Annotated in this window: 13 protein-coding genes; 3 read left to right on the top strand and 10 right to left on the bottom strand. The window is 62.7% G+C overall.

All coding sequences use genetic code 11. From position 1 onward, the window contains the following. The first annotated feature begins 24 nt into the window (after positions 1–24). Both GWL_RS06135 and GWL_RS06130 read left to right on the top strand, forming a co-directional pair. On the top strand, positions 25–759 hold the full coding sequence (locus GWL_RS06135; protein ID WP_008327785.1) for a hypothetical protein: 735 nt from the start codon (positions 25–27) through the stop codon (positions 757–759). A 186-nt stretch (positions 760–945) separates the two neighbouring features. Continuing rightward, the gene (locus GWL_RS06130) at positions 946–1,839 is read left to right on the top strand and encodes a ketopantoate reductase family protein (RefSeq protein WP_008327783.1); all 894 of its coding nucleotides are present in this window, start codon (positions 946–948) and stop codon (positions 1,837–1,839) included. Positions 1,840–1,860: 21 nt separating this feature from the next. On the opposite strand, the gene GWL_RS06125 is transcribed toward GWL_RS06130, so the two are convergent. The 10 genes from GWL_RS06125 to GWL_RS06080 all read right to left on the bottom strand — a co-directional run bounded on the left by GWL_RS06125 (position 1,861) and on the right by GWL_RS06080 (position 12,293). Continuing rightward, positions 1,861–2,331, bottom strand: a complete 471-nt coding sequence (locus GWL_RS06125) for an RES family NAD+ phosphorylase (RefSeq protein WP_008327769.1) — start codon at positions 2,329–2,331, stop codon at positions 1,861–1,863. Further along, positions 2,328–2,795: an antitoxin Xre/MbcA/ParS toxin-binding domain-containing protein gene (locus tag GWL_RS06120; protein ID WP_008327767.1), complete on the bottom strand. Its 468-nt coding sequence runs from the start codon at positions 2,793–2,795 to the stop codon at positions 2,328–2,330. Before GWL_RS06120 ends, GWL_RS06125 begins: the two co-directional genes overlap by 4 nt. Before the next feature lie 91 nt (positions 2,796–2,886). Further along, entirely contained in the window at positions 2,887–3,729 is an 843-nt protein-coding gene (locus GWL_RS06115; protein WP_008327765.1) for a M55 family metallopeptidase, read from the bottom strand. Further along, positions 3,726–4,784 carry a P1 family peptidase gene (locus tag GWL_RS06110; RefSeq protein WP_008327764.1) on the bottom strand — a complete coding sequence of 353 codons (1,059 nt, stop codon included), beginning with the start codon at positions 4,782–4,784 and terminating at the stop codon, positions 3,726–3,728. Before GWL_RS06110 ends, GWL_RS06115 begins: the two co-directional genes overlap by 4 nt. After that, positions 4,784–5,728 (bottom strand): glutathione ABC transporter permease GsiD, encoded by a 945-nt coding sequence (gene gsiD, locus GWL_RS06105; RefSeq protein WP_008327763.1) that lies wholly within the window; start codon positions 5,726–5,728, stop codon positions 4,784–4,786. Before gsiD ends, GWL_RS06110 begins: the two co-directional genes overlap by 1 nt. Before the next feature lie 8 nt (positions 5,729–5,736). Beyond that, positions 5,737–6,657: a glutathione ABC transporter permease GsiC gene (gsiC, locus tag GWL_RS06100; protein ID WP_008327762.1), complete on the bottom strand. Its 921-nt coding sequence runs from the start codon at positions 6,655–6,657 to the stop codon at positions 5,737–5,739. A gap of 129 nt (positions 6,658–6,786) precedes the next feature. Next, the gene (gsiB, locus tag GWL_RS06095) at positions 6,787–8,358 is read right to left on the bottom strand and encodes a glutathione ABC transporter substrate-binding protein GsiB (protein ID WP_008327761.1); all 1,572 of its coding nucleotides are present in this window, start codon (positions 8,356–8,358) and stop codon (positions 6,787–6,789) included. A 96-nt stretch (positions 8,359–8,454) separates the two neighbouring features. Beyond that, a complete protein-coding gene (locus tag GWL_RS06090) occupies positions 8,455–10,308 on the bottom strand; it encodes a dipeptide ABC transporter ATP-binding protein (protein ID WP_008327759.1) in 1,854 nt (617 codons plus the stop codon). Positions 10,309–10,332: 24 nt separating this feature from the next. Further along, the gene (locus tag GWL_RS06085) at positions 10,333–11,319 is read right to left on the bottom strand and encodes an isoaspartyl peptidase/L-asparaginase family protein (protein ID WP_008327758.1); all 987 of its coding nucleotides are present in this window, start codon (positions 11,317–11,319) and stop codon (positions 10,333–10,335) included. Next, a complete protein-coding gene (locus GWL_RS06080) occupies positions 11,316–12,293 on the bottom strand; it encodes a MurR/RpiR family transcriptional regulator (RefSeq protein ID WP_034350173.1) in 978 nt (325 codons plus the stop codon). Before GWL_RS06080 ends, GWL_RS06085 begins: the two co-directional genes overlap by 4 nt. Positions 12,294–12,700: 407 nt before the next feature. Between GWL_RS06080 and GWL_RS06075 the strand changes: the two genes are divergently transcribed. After that, positions 12,701–13,636 (top strand): LysR family transcriptional regulator, encoded by a 936-nt coding sequence (locus GWL_RS06075; protein ID WP_008327752.1) that lies wholly within the window; start codon positions 12,701–12,703, stop codon positions 13,634–13,636. The last annotated feature ends 230 nt before the right edge of the window (positions 13,637–13,866 follow it).

The raw sequence follows: 13,866 nt of genomic DNA, 5'->3' as shown, positions 1-13,866 counted from the left end.
CCGCGAACACGAGAGGTCAAGATCATGTCTGCAGATGAAAAGAGCAAGAGCATCAATGACGAATTATTCGGGCTCTGCGAGAAGCTGTATTTCCACGAAGTGGATATTCGGGACAAGGTAAATGCACGGCTCCAAATGCCATTCGCCATCGGGGTTGCGATGGTCGGCATCCTGGGCTTCATGCTGCAAAATCTTGATCGGACCGCCTCTGGAACCTGGCTCCATGTTTTTTACGGATGTTATTTTTTCTCAGGCTCTTTCATCTTTCTTGGCACCTCGTATTTCATCAAGGCTGCATGGGGAACCGAGTATCAATTCGTAGCGCCTGGCGTGTTCTGGACTCGCTACAAATCAGAATGTTACGGCTTCTATCAGCATCTCGAAAACGCTGACGAGCTTGCCAGAGACGCGTTTCGCTCCATGTTATCCGAACAATACGGTCGCACATCGTCAGCCAATGCGATCGCCAACGATACGAGGGCTTATCATCTGCACCTCACGCTGAAATTTCTCATTCATGCCGGAATGTATGCCACGTTTGCCCTGATGGTGTTTTACTCTTCCGGATTGAACAAGCAGGAAAAAGACTCACCCGTACGTGTATTGATCACCGCACCCATCAAACTGGAGAAGTCAATGAGCGAAACAAAGAAGATTCCACCGCCCCCGCCCCCGCCGCCCATTCGATACGTTCAAGATAATCGACCACCTGCTCCACTCAAACCGGTGCCGTCCGAGCCTTCTTCGTCGGGACGATAGACCTTCGTCGGGTGCGTCCTCGGTCTGCTCACGTGAAGATCGGCCCGAGCTTTATCGATGCAACGACAGCTGTCTGACTCCCGGCACGCCCCTCTCCCCTGTCCAATGCTGACCCGCCGCTGAAAGCGCGCCGGTGCTGTGTTAGGCTTCCCGCCTGACTTCAATTTTCCAGGCAGGGAGACACACATGAAAGTAGCCGTGATGGGCGCAGGTGCCGTGGGATGTTATTTCGCCGGGATGCTGGCGCGGGCGGGACACGAAGTGGTCCTGATCGGCCGGCCACAGCACGTGGAAGCCTTCAACACCAAGGGCTTGCGACTGGAAGCCAGGACCTTCGACGAGACCATCCCCGTCAAGGCCAGCACCGATCCGGCCATCGCAGCCGGGGCCGATCTGGTCCTGTTCTGCGTCAAATCCCCCGATACCGAAACGGCCGGCGCGCAGCTGCGAGCGCACCTCGCGCCCGACACGCTGGTGCTGACATTGCAGAACGGCACCGACAATGCCGAGCGCCTGCGCACCGTGATCCCGCAACCGGTGTCGGCCGCCGTGGTCTACGTTGCCACCGAGATGGCCGGCCCTGGCCACGTCAAGCACCATGGCCGTGGCGAACTGGTGATCGAACCCGCTGCACGCAGCCAGCAGGCAGCCGATGCGTTCATCGCCGCCGGTGTGCCCACCGAGATTTCCGACAACGTGCGTGGTGCGCTGTGGCTGAAGCTCATCATCAACTGCGCCTACAACGCCCTCTCGGCCATCACCCAGCTGCCTTACGGCAAGCTGGTCGAAGGCGTGGGCGTGCTGGAGGTGATGGGCTACCTGGTGGCCGAATGCAAGGCCGTGGCGGCGGCTGAAGGCGTGACCCTGACGGGCGATGTGGACGTGGCCGTACGCAAGATCATCGAGACCATGCCCGCGCAGTTTTCTTCAACGGCTCAGGACGTGGCGCGCGGCAAGCCCAGCGAGATTGATCACCTCAACGGCTACATCGTACGGCGCGCGCAGGCGCATGGCATCGCTACCCCCGTCAACCTGACCGTGCATGCGCTGGTCAAGCTCATCGAGAGCAAGGCGCGCTGACGACAGAAACGGGAAGACCGCTCAGCCGAACAGCCGGGCGTCAAACCGGAACGGCTTCTTTTCCAGCACCTTGACGCTCGCCATCTGTGGATGCAAGGGATTGAGCAAGAGATTGAAATCGGTCGGGCTGACCACCGAAGGCAGCTTCATCACCAGGTGCTTGCCCTGTTCGATCCAGTGCTGGCCGAGGGCGGCCGTACTGGCCGGATCGCGCGCGATATCGGCCCAGTCCGGCGGCAGGCCTGGCACGTAGGCCTTGCGCACCTCGGCATCCGGGACTTCCAGCACGACCAGGCAGTAATGCGCCCGAGGCATCAGCCCGGCCATGTGCACCAGCGATTCCAGCAAGGCCGTCGACGCGCTGCAGCAGGTGTAGAGCACGCGCGATCCACGCGGATTCCAGCGCCCGCCGCTCAAGGCAGCGCCATTGCCGGACAAGTCATCGGCGGCATAATGCCCCGGCTTCTCCTTGGCCAGGCGATAGACTTTCAAGCGGCGATCCCGAAGGCAATGCGCGACAGAATGTCACGCACCCGGTCATAACCCGGCTGGGTATCGAGCACTTCCAGCGGCGTCAAGCCACCGAGCGCGGCATTGGCGCGGCGCATCCACTCTGCAGCCAGGCCCTCATCCTCGAACACATCGGCCGCCTGCTCGCGGATGTAGAGCACGCGGGCGATACGGTCCGATTCCGAACCGGACAACCGTTCCTTGCGGGAAATCTTGCGCAGGATGGTGGAACTGGGCAGGCCCAGGCCAGCCAGCAGGGTCTGCAAAGGAATCTGCAACAGCTCCCGCGCCACGCGCTCGGCGATGATGGCGTCCATGCCGTCGCGGATGATGCGGCCCTGGCTGATCGGGTCCATCCGGGCGAAACGCTCGAAGTCGCGCGGCTTGGCCCCCAGGCCGGCAGAACGCTTGCTGGCAGCAGATGCGACAGCGGCGCGTGTTGCCATGGTCAACCTCTCATTTGGTCAGGTTCGGACTCTCATCTTAGAATCTTCCCAAATGAGCGTCAACGTCCCATCAAATGAGAGTTGAACGTGATCAGCGCAGCATGGCCGACATCGCCGACAAACTGTTGAGCACACGCACCGCATATTCCGCAGTCGGGGCATCGAATTCGACGGTGACGTTATCGCTGCGCTCCAGGATCGGCAACTGACTGAAGAGATCGGCCTGCGCCACCGTCTGCGTCTGCAGGCGGCAGCGCAGCGGGCCGCGCAGGGGCAACACCGGCATGGCAGCCGGGTTGGCAACCAGTGCGGCCACCGCCTGGCGGGCTCGCTCTTCCAGCAGCACGCAGGATTGCTGCGGCGTGAGCGAGTCGCCACTGTTGGCGCCGTAGGCCTTCTTGGTCTCGGCAAACACCGCATGCGGGAACAGGGGCTGGTTCTCTTCGATGAAGGCATCATCGCCGCTGCCAAAGATCACCGGCACGCCATGCTCGGCGGCCAGCGCACCGTAGAGCCCGGCCTCGCCCAGCTCCTGCCCGTCCAGCCAGACGCGGGCAAAGGCGAAGCTGTTGGTGGTGTGCGCCAAAATGCCGCGCCCCTGGGCGCGCGAATGGTAGCCCACCAGCATGACGGCATCGATCTCCTGATCCACACCACCCATCATGCCCAGCACGCGCGGCTTGCCCAGCACCATGCGCGCCTGCGGGTGCAGCAGATCGGGCAAGAGATTGCGATAGCCGCCGTGCGCGTCGTTGACCTTGATGGCCGTGGCACCGGCAGCCAGCGCACCACGGATGACGGCATTGGCTTCCTCGGTCATCCAGCGGCGCGCACGTTCATATTCGCCATTGCCGGCGCGGGTCTGCTCGGGATGGAAGACCCCCGCCACGCCTTCGATGTCGACGGAGACCAGGATGTTGGCGCGTTTGTTCATAGAGAGGTTTTTCCAGGTAAATCGGGGTGCTCAGCCAGCCGATCACGCAGGCTGATCCGCACGTTGCCATCGCGCCCGCGCACCGTCTCGGCCGCGAAGAGCGCATGCACGATGGCTTGCTCCACGCTGTCGGCGGCGGCATGGAACAGCGGGTCCAGCAGGTGATCGGCCAGCAGGGTCATTTGCAGGCAGTCGGCATCTGCCTCGATGCGTTGGGCGGTCGAGAAGGCCAGTGCGATATCGCCGCTGCCATGTCCATAGGCCGATCCGGTCCGCGCCAGTCCGGCACCGGCGCGGGTGGCCAGGCGCTTCAGCTGCCGTGCATCCAGCGGCGCATCGGTCGCCAGGACCATGATGATGGAGCCCTTCTCGGGCGCCGCATCGGGCGTTTCGGCAGCGGCCAGTCGCGCGCCGAGCGGATCACCGGCCAGGATCAGTTCTGACAGGCGGCCGAAGTTGGACAAGACCATTGCCCCGACGGTATAGGTCTGCGACGAAGCACCGGGACTGGCCACGCGTGAAGCCGTCCCGATGCCGCCCTTGAGACCGAAGCTGGACATGCCCCGCCCTGCCCCGACCGAGCCTTGCATCACTTCAGTCGACAAAGCCTGCAGGGCCGCCTCGAAGTGCGCGGGCTGTACCGCCATGGCCTGCAAGTCATTCAGATAGCCGTCATTGCATTCCAGCACCAGCGCATTGACCGTAGGCAGGCTGCGCCCGCATTCAGGATTGGCCCGCAGCGCATGCGCGATCTGCGCATTGAGCAGCGCACCGACAGCAAAGGTATTGGAGAGCGCAATGGGCGTTTCCAGCAAACCCAGCTCCTCCAGCTGCACCAGCCCGGCGCTCTTGCCGAAGCCATTGATGACGGCCGCAGCAGCGGGCAGCTTGTGGGTGAAGAGATTGCCGCCATGCGGGGCGATCACGGTCACACCGGTCTGCACTGCACCGGCCGCCAGCGTGCAATGACCGACCGTGACGCCGGCCACATCGCAGATGCTGTTGCGTGGACCGGCCGGCAGTGGGCCGATATGCGGGACCTGCAAGTTCATCATCAACGCTGGTCGATCTTGGGATCAAGCGCGTCGCGCAAGCCGTCCCCCAGCAGGTTGAAGGCCAGCACGGTGAGGAAGATGGCGATGCTGGGCACCAGCGCCACGTGCGGCGAGGTGACCATGTCGGCACGGGCTTCGTTCAACATCAACCCCCATTCCGGCGTCGGCGACTGCGCCCCCAGGCCCAGGAAGGACAGGCCGGCAGCGGTGATGATGGAGGTACCGATGCGCATGGTGAAATACACCACGATGGCCGAGATGGTGCCGGGGAAGATGTGCTTCCACATGATGGTCATGTCGGACGCGCCGATGCTGCGGGTCGCCTCGATGTAGGTGAGGTTCTTCAGTTGCAGGGTATTGCCGCGCACCAGGCGCGCAAAGGCCGGGATGCTGAACACCGACACCGAAATGATGACGTTGATCATGCCGCCGCCCAGAATGGCGACGATGCCGATGGCCAGCAGGATACCGGGGAAGGCGAACAGCACGTCGCAGATACGCATGGTGATGCGGTCCCACCAACCTTCGTAGTACCCGGCCAGCAAACCGAAGACGGTACCGATCACCGCGCCGATGGCCACCGAGAAGAAGCCCGAGGCCAGCGAGATGCGGGCCCCCATCAGGATGCGACTGAAGATGTCACGGCCCAGCGAATCGACGCCGAACCAGTGGACCCAGGTGGGCGGCGAGTTCAGTGCATCGTAGTCGAAGAAATTCTCGGGATCGAAGGGAACGATCCAGGGCGCGATGATGGCGACGAGGATCAGCAGCAGGATGAACACGCCCGCATAGACAGCCAGGCGCTGCTTCTTGAACTTGCGCCAGAACTCGCGCCAGGGGGTGCGAATCTTCTGGCCGGAGGCCGCAACGGCGGCCGGATCGGGCGGCGGCAGGGGCGCACCGGTTTCGGATGTGGCGGCCAGAGGCGAATTGGAGAGCGACATGATTCCCCTCACTTGAAACGAATGCTGGGGTTGATCACGGCATAGAGCACGTCCACCACCAGGTTGATGAAAATGAATTCCAGCGAGAACAGCAGGATCTCGGCCTGGATGATGGGGTAGTCACGCATCTCGACGGCATCTACCAGCAGGCGTCCCATGCCCGGCCAGTTGAACACCACCTCGACCAGGATCGAGCCGCCCAGCAGGAAGCCGAACTGCAGACCCATCATGGTCACCACCGGGATGAGTGCATTGCGCAGACAGTGCTTGATGACCACCACGGTTTCGGTCAGGCCCTTGGCGCGCGCGGTACGCACGAAGTCTTCCTGCAGGATCTCGATGAAGGAGGAACGGGTGAAGCGCGCCATCACCGCCGCCACCGCCGCCCCCAGGGTGAGCGAAGGCAGGATGTAGTGGCGCCAGGTATCGTCGCCCACGGTGGGCAGCCAGCCCAGCTTGACCGAGAAGATCTGCATGAGCAGGATGCCCAGCGAAAATGCCGGGAAGGAAATGCCGGATACCGCCAGCGTCATGCCCAGGCGGTCCGGCCACTTGTTGCGCCAGACGGCCGAGGAAATGCCGATGATGAGACCGAACAGCACCGCCCAGATCATCGCCACGATGGTCAGCCACAATGTGGGCCAGAAGCGCGCGGCGATCTCTTCGGAGACCGGGCGCTTGCTGCGGATGGAGCGGCCAAAGTCGCCCTGGGCGGCCTTGACGAAGAAATTCACGAATTGTTCAGGCAGGGGCTTGTCCAGGCCGAGGTCGGCGCGCACCAGCGCCACCGTCTTGTCGTCGGCTTCGGGACCGGCCGCCAGCCGCGCCGGATCACCGGGCAGCAGGTGCACGAACAGGAAAACCAGGACCGCCACCAGCAACAGCGTGGGGATCAGGCCTAACAGGCGTTTGATGACGAAGGAAAACATGATGCTCTCTGAAGAAGGCCGCTGCCACGGTGGATCGAAGCCTTGCTTGTTGCGGCAACGGGCGCAGGCCCGTCGCAGGAATGCTGCCGGCGGCGCGCATGAGCACGCCGCCAGCCGGGTACTGCCGTCTTACTTGGTCAGCTCGATGTTCTCGAAGTCGATCGCCTGGTCAGGCATCACGTAGACACCCTTGAGGTTCTTGTTGCGGGCATAGAGCAGCTTTTCGGTGACAAGGAAGGCCCATGGCGCATCTTTCCAGACTTGCTGCTGGGCGTCCTTGTAGAGCGCTTCCTTTTCCTTGCGGTCGGTCAGGGTCAGGGCCTTGGCGATGTCGGCATCCACCTTGTCGTTCTTGTAGTAGGCGGTGTTGTACAGACGCGGCGGCATGGACTCGGAGGCCAGCAGCGGACGCAGTGCCCAGTCGGCTTCGCCGGTGGAAGAGGACCAGCCGATGTAGAGCAGACGCACCGGTGCGGTGGCCGGGTCCTGCCAGCTTTCCACACGCTCCACGCGCTGGCCGGCTTCCAGGGCCTGGATCTTGGCCTTGATGCCCACCTGCGCCAGTTGCTGCTGCAGGAACTGGATGATCTTCACGGCAGTGCTGTGGGTATAGGCCGACCACAGTTCGGTTTCGAAACCGTTGGGATAGCCCGCTTCGGCCAGCAGGGCCTTGGCCTTCTTCACATCGTACGGCCACGGACCGGTCTTGAAGGCGTAGTCCACACCCTGCGGCACCACCCCTTCCATCGGCGTGGCATAGCCATTGAAGGCCACCTTCACCAGTGCCTGCTTGTTGATGGCGTAGTTGATGGCTTCGCGTACCTTGGGGTTGTCGAAGGGCTTCTGCTTGGTGTTCATCGACATGTAGCGCTGGATGATCGAGGGCGCCGAGATCACGTCCAGGTTGGACTTGCTCTTCAACAGGTCAGCCTGTTCGTAGGGCAGCGGATAGGTGAACTGCGCCTCGCCGGTCTGCATCATGGCCGAGCGGGCGTTGTTGTCGACCACCGGTTTCCAGATGATTTCATCGACCTTGGGATAGCCCTTCTTCCAGTAACCGTCAAACTTCTCGACCTTGACGTAATCGGTCTGCTTCCATTCCACGAACTTGAAGGGGCCGGTACCGACCGGGTGGAAGGCGATGTCCTTGTTGCCGTATTGCTTCAGTGCGGTGGGCGAGATCATCACGGCCGAGGGGTGGGCCAGCACGTTGATGAAGGCCGAGAACGGTTCCTTCAGGACGATCTTGACGGTGTAGTCGTTGAGGATCTCGGTCTTGGCGATGCGGTTGAAGAGGTTGTAGCGCTTCAACTTGTTGTCCGGGTTGGTCACGCGGTCGAAGACGGCCTTGACCGCATCGGCCTTGAAATCGGTGCCATCCTGGAACTTCACGCCTTGCTTCAGGCGGATGGTGTATTCCAGGCCATCCTTGCTGACCAGGTAGCCTTCGGCCAGTACCGGCACCAGCTTCATGTCCTTGTCGAAACCGAACAGGCCCTGATAGAAGGACTTGGCCATGGACAGCGAGAGCGTGTCGTTGGCGTCATAAGGATCCATGGTGGTGAAGGTCGAATACACCGCCAGCGTCACGGTCTTGGCCGCAAACGCGTGCGCTGCGGCGAACTGCAGCGTGGTCCCGAGGGCCGCGACTGCCAGCCATTTGGCCGCCGATACACCCTTTTGAGTTGCTGTTGTAGACATGTGGTCTCTCCTGATCAGTAAAGCGAGGTTGGTACGACGTAGTTGGGTTTTACTGCGCTGACTGCATTTTGGTACAACAAGAACACGGACCGCCGCTCAAAAAGCGCCGGCAATACGGTGCTGGGCCACGAAGTGCCCGGGAGCCACTTCCCGCAAAGGCTCCACTTTGGGCTCATCGCCCACCAGCCGGATCGGGCTGGGAATTTCATCGGTCATCAGTTTCTTGCCCGGCTGGCGCAGGGTCGGATCGGCCACCGGCACGGCCGCCATCAGCTTGCGCGTATAGGGGTGCTGCGGATTCTCGAAAATCGCCCGGCGCGGACCGATCTCCACGATCTGCCCCAGGTACATCACCGCCACGCGGTGGCTGATGCGTTCCACCACCGCCATGTCGTGCGAGATGAAGATGAAGGAGATGCCCAGCTCGGCCTGCAGGTCCAGCATCAGGTTGACGATCTGGGCCTGGATCGACACGTCCAGCGCCGATACCGATTCATCGGCGATGACGATCTTGGGGTTCAGCGCCAGGGCGCGCGCAATGCAAATGCGCTGGCGCTGGCCGCCGGAGAATTCGTGCGGATAGCGCTGGCCGTGCTCGGGCGTGAGTCCCACGCGGGTGAGCAAGGCATCCACGCGTTGCTGCGCGCCCTCCTTCATGCCGTGCACCAGCATCGGCTCCATGATGGAATAGCCGACCGTCATGCGCGGATCCAGCGAGGCGAACGGGTCCTGGAAGATGAACTGGATGTCGCGGCGCAGCTGGCGCAATTCCGAACGCGGCAGTTGCGCCAGGTCACGACCACCGAACTCGACCTTGCCACCGGCGATGTCGACCAGACGCAGCAGCGAACGGCCGGTGGTGGACTTGCCGCAGCCGGATTCACCGACGATGGCCAGGGTCTCGCCGGAGTAGAGATCGAAGCTGACCTTCTCCACCGCATGCACGCGCTGTCTGACGCGCCCGAAGATGCCGCTCTTGACATCGAAACGCGTGGTCAGGTCGCGCACCTTGAGGATGGGCTGGCGCTGGGCGGCAATCTCCGCCTGGGCCTGCAGTTCGCTGGCGATCAGGTCGGGGCGCACCTCGGCCTGGGGGGCGATGCCAAAGCGCAGCGGTTTGTCGGTGCCGCGCATGGAGCCCAGGCGCGGCACCGCGGCCAGCAGGGATTGGGTATAGGGATGGGCAGGGGCGGCAAAGAGTTGCCGGACTTCGTTCTCTTCCACCTTCTCGCCACGGCACATGACCACCACACGGTCGGCCACTTCGGCCACCACGCCCATGTCGTGGGTGATGAAGATCACGCCCATCTGCATCTCCTGCTGCAGCGAGCGGATCAGTTGCAGGATCTGCGCCTGGATGGTCACATCCAGAGCGGTGGTCGGTTCATCGGCGATCAACAAGGAGGGCTTGCAGGACAGTGCCATGGCGATCATCACGCGCTGGCGCATGCCGCCCGACAATTGGTGCGGATGGCGACCCAGCACACGCTTGGCTTCGGGGATGCGCACCATCTCCAGCATGCGCAACGCCTCGGCCTGGGCGGCAGCGCGGCTCATGCCCTGGTGCAGGCGGATCGATTCGGCAATCTGCTCGCCGACGGTGAAGACCGGATTGAGCGAGGTCATCGGTTCCTGGAAGATCATGGCGATCTCCGCGCCCCGGATGCTGCGCATGGTGGCGTTGTCTGCCTGCGCCAGGTCCAGCGACTGGCCGCTGCGGCGCAGGAACTGCAGGCTGCCGCTGGCGATCTTGCCACCGCCGTGTTCGATCAGGCGCATGATGGCCAGCGACGACACCGACTTGCCCGAGCCCGATTCACCAACGATGGCCAGGGTCTCGCCCTGATCGACGTGGAAGGACAGGTCACGCACCGCATCGACGGTGCGCTCGGAAGTGGCAAAGCGCACGTTGAGGTGACTGACGTCGAGCACGCGTTGGGACTGTTGCATCTTGATTCTCTCCTGCTCGGCCGTTCAGGCCGGTGCTGCGTAAATGGCGGTGACCGGAGCCAGTTCACCACGACCATAGGCGCGGTACATGCCTTCGGTATTGAAGGGCAAGGCCAGGTTGCCTTGGGCATCGATGGCGATCACGCCACCGCGTCCGCCCACCTTGGGCAAGGTCTCGAAGACCACGGCACGGCTGGCCTCTTCCAGCGACTGGCCGGCGTAGGCCATGCGCGCACCGATGTCATAACAGGCGGCAGTGCGCATGAAGGCTTCGCCGGTACCGGTGGCCGACACGGCTACGGTGGCATTGTTGGCATAGCAGCCAGCGCCGATGATGGGCGAATCGCCCACGCGGCCAGGTTGCTTGTTGGTGATGCCACCGGTCGAAGTCGCCGCTGCCAGATTGCCGAACTGATCCAGCGCGACAGCGCCGACGGTGCCGAACTTGTGGTCAGGGTCGATGGGCTCCTTGGGCGCGGCGGCTTTTTCAGCGAAGGCGAACGAGGAAGCATCATGATCCAGCATGGCGCGCGACTGGCCGCGTACGCGCAGCCATTGCTCATGGCGGGCATCGGTATGGAAGTAAGCGGGTTCGACCGTGACCGCACCGTGGCGCGCCGCAAAGGCTTCGGCGGCAGGGCCCACCAGCAGGACGTGTTCGCTGTTTTCCATCACCGTGCGTGCAGCCAGGATGGGGTTGCGCAGATTGGTCACGCAGGCCACCGCACCCGAGGCGAGGTCGGCACCGTTCATGACACAGGCGTCCAGCTCATGCTTGCCTTCGCTGGTGTAGACGGCACCATGGCCGGCGTTGAAGAGCGGGCAGTCTTCCAGCAGGCGCACCGCTTCGGTGACGGCTTCCAGGGCCGAACCACCGGCATTGAGTACGGCCTGGCCGGCGGCCACGATGTCGGAGAGCGCCTGGTGATAGCGGGCCTCGTCTTCGGCCGTGAGCGATGCGCGCGTGATGGTGCCTGCGCCGCCGTGGATGACAATTACCGGAGTGGTCATGCGTTGGTCTTTCCTTTGATTGGAGCGCGCCTGGCAGTCGCCCGCACGGGCTTGGCGACCGGCGTGGAACCACCGCGCTGTTGCTGCTGGGCCAGGTACAGCCAGGGCAGCACGAATTCAGTCATTTGCGTAGCCGCCTGCACAGAGCGGCGCGCACGGTGCGCCACGGCATCGCACAGCGCCTGGATCAGGATCAGTGCAGCCGCATCCGAGGTCGGCGAGAGGCGGCCATCGGTCTGGGCATACAAGGTGACATCGGCCAGCGGCACCAGAGGAGAACCGGGCGTATCGGTCAGGGCCAGCACGCGCGCGCCCTTCTCCACCGCGCGCTGGGTCAGCCAGACGGTGTCGGCGGCATAGCGCGGAAACACCATCGAGATCACCAGGTCATCGCTGTCGAGCTTGAAGAACTGCCGCGCCGCCTGCGACGGCCCGCCCGCCATGGCCACCGAACTGACGGTGCGCACATAGGGTTCCAGCGTATGGGCCATCAACCCGGACAGGTAGGCCGAGGCGCCGAAGCCGGTGATGAAGACGCGCTGCGCCGAGAGGATCATGTCGACCGCCTGCTCGCAATGCTCGGCGGTGAGCATGCGGCGCGTGGCTTCGATGTTGGCGATGTCGCTGTCGAAGGCCGCGGCCATGATCTCGGCGCTGGTGGCGCTGCGCTGTACCTGCTCGCGCAGCTTTTCCACCGGTGCCAGGGTGGTGGCGAAATCCGACACCAGCGCGGCACGGAAAGAGGCATAGCCATCGAAGCCCAGCGCATGGGCGAAGCGGTTGGCGGTGGCCACCGAGATCCCGGCTGCTTCCGACAGTTCGTCGATGGTCATGGTGGCGGCGCGGAAGGGATTGCCCAGCACATAATCGGCTGTCTTGCGGTGCGACTTGGACAGTTGCGGATACAGCTTGCCCACGGCCTGTGCTACCGCACCGGCGCCCTGCAAACTGATGTTCTTCGGCTGATGTGTCACCGTCCGCTACCCCGTTGTCATTGAACTCACCGCCCTCCGCAAACAAAACACAAAAGAAATAAATCGTTTAAATCATTTATTTCGTTTGCAGAGAGCCCTGCCACCACTATTCTTGTCCTGTTGCGCCCGCTGATGCGGACGTCTTTATCATCGTGCAGGACATGTCATTTGCTTCAGTCCCGCCGAAAAAATGTAAATATATTTTCATTTTCCCCGAGAGTAAAGAAAAAATACTTTCAAAATTCGAATATCGATATAACGCACCAGAAGCACGCGATTGAGCGCATGAAATGCAGCAGATGTGCACCAGATGAAGGAAGATTCATGGCGCGGCGCACCAAAAATGACGCGGCGCGCGCCCTGGCGAAGACGATAAAATACGCTTCTTCATACCGTCCTGCCCGCCCATGAATATCCGTTTTCTTGAAACCTTCGTCTGGCTGGCCCGGCTGCGCAATTTCAGGCTCACCGCCGAGCGCCTGCACACCACGCAGGCTGCCGTTTCCAGCCGCATCGCCTCGCTCGAACAGGATTTCGGCGTACGGCTGTTCGACCGCAGCGCGCGCGAGGTGGCGCTCACTGCCGATGGCAGCAAGGCACTGGTCCACGCCGAGCGCATGGTCAAGCTCATGCGCGAGATGAAGGACGACATGTCCGACCGCGAAGTCTTTGCCGGCGTCATTCGCATTGGCGTCATCGAATCCATCGTGCACAGCTGGTTTCCGGATTTTCTCGGGCGCCTGCACCGGGCCTTTCCACGTCTGCAGATCGAGATCGTCAGCGACACCACCATCCACCTGCACGAGCAGTTCAGCAAGAGCAACCTGGACCTGGTGCTGCAGGCCGAACCGGTGATCGGTCCGCAGGTCAGCAACATTGCGCTGTGTGAATTCCCCATGCGCTGGGTCGGCAGCCCCAAGCTCGACATCGGCAGCGAGACGCTCTCGCTGAGCGACCTGGCGGCCTTCCCCATCATCAGCTTCGCCCGCAATTCCGGTCCGCACGCGGTGATCGAACGACTGTTCTCGGGCAGTGAGCGCGCAGAGCGCACCTTGCACATCAACTGCATCGCCTCGGTGGCCACCATGATCCGGCTGGCCACCGATGGCTTCGGCATCACCGCCGTGCCGCCGGCCATCATCCAGCGCGAACTCAACGAAGAGAGCCTGCATCTGCTGCGGGTCGATACCGAGTTCCCGGCGCTGGCGCTGATCGCCTGCTTCCGCTCGGACCATGAGAATCCGCTGACCGAAACGGTGGCGCGCATCGCCCAGGAAACGGCTTCCGACTTCGCACTCAATTGGGGCCAGGAGATTGCGCGACTGCCCGCCCCGCTTGGCTGACATGGCCCGTCCTCCCGCCTGCAGGCTGCGCTGCGCGCCGATCTGCACCGGCGTGCGGGCAGCACCATGCTGAAGCAAAACGCGCCCTGCTTTTGCTCATAAGATTTTTCAATCAATCCTGTTCAGATTTTCTTGTTGGACAGCGGCCGCCCTGCCTCTCCATACTGAATTGAGACCGGCGCCTTTGCCTTTGGGCGGCAACCGGCACCTGACCGGTCCTGCCGTACCGG

It is taken from the genome of Herbaspirillum sp. GW103 (assembly GCF_000261365.1).
In the GTDB taxonomy this organism is placed as follows: domain Bacteria; phylum Pseudomonadota; class Gammaproteobacteria; order Burkholderiales; family Burkholderiaceae_D; genus Herbaspirillum.
The sequence above is the reverse complement of the archived record's forward strand: the minus strand, read 5'-3'. Positions and strand labels throughout refer to the sequence as shown.

What these genes read in the sequence shown, in the direction of transcription:
- GWL_RS06135 (WP_008327785.1), top strand. Translation starts at nt 25, where the DNA reads ATGTCTGCAGATGAAAAGAGCAAGAGCATCAATGACGAATTATTCGGG.
- GWL_RS06130 (WP_008327783.1), top strand. Translation starts at nt 946, where the DNA reads ATGAAAGTAGCCGTGATGGGCGCAGGTGCCGTGGGATGTTATTTCGCC.
- GWL_RS06120 (WP_008327767.1), bottom strand. Translation starts at nt 2,795, where the DNA reads ATGGCAACACGCGCCGCTGTCGCATCTGCTGCCAGCAAGCGTTCTGCC.
- GWL_RS06115 (WP_008327765.1), bottom strand. Translation starts at nt 3,729, where the DNA reads ATGAACAAACGCGCCAACATCCTGGTCTCCGTCGACATCGAAGGCGTG.
- GWL_RS06110 (WP_008327764.1), bottom strand. Translation starts at nt 4,784, where the DNA reads ATGATGAACTTGCAGGTCCCGCATATCGGCCCACTGCCGGCCGGTCCA.
- gsiD (WP_008327763.1), bottom strand. Translation starts at nt 5,728, where the DNA reads ATGTCGCTCTCCAATTCGCCTCTGGCCGCCACATCCGAAACCGGTGCG.
- gsiC (WP_008327762.1), bottom strand. Translation starts at nt 6,657, where the DNA reads ATGTTTTCCTTCGTCATCAAACGCCTGTTAGGCCTGATCCCCACGCTG.
- gsiB (WP_008327761.1), bottom strand. Translation starts at nt 8,358, where the DNA reads ATGTCTACAACAGCAACTCAAAAGGGTGTATCGGCGGCCAAATGGCTG.
- GWL_RS06090 (WP_008327759.1), bottom strand. Translation starts at nt 10,308, where the DNA reads ATGCAACAGTCCCAACGCGTGCTCGACGTCAGTCACCTCAACGTGCGC.
- GWL_RS06085 (WP_008327758.1), bottom strand. Translation starts at nt 11,319, where the DNA reads ATGACCACTCCGGTAATTGTCATCCACGGCGGCGCAGGCACCATCACG.
- GWL_RS06075 (WP_008327752.1), top strand. Translation starts at nt 12,701, where the DNA reads ATGAATATCCGTTTTCTTGAAACCTTCGTCTGGCTGGCCCGGCTGCGC.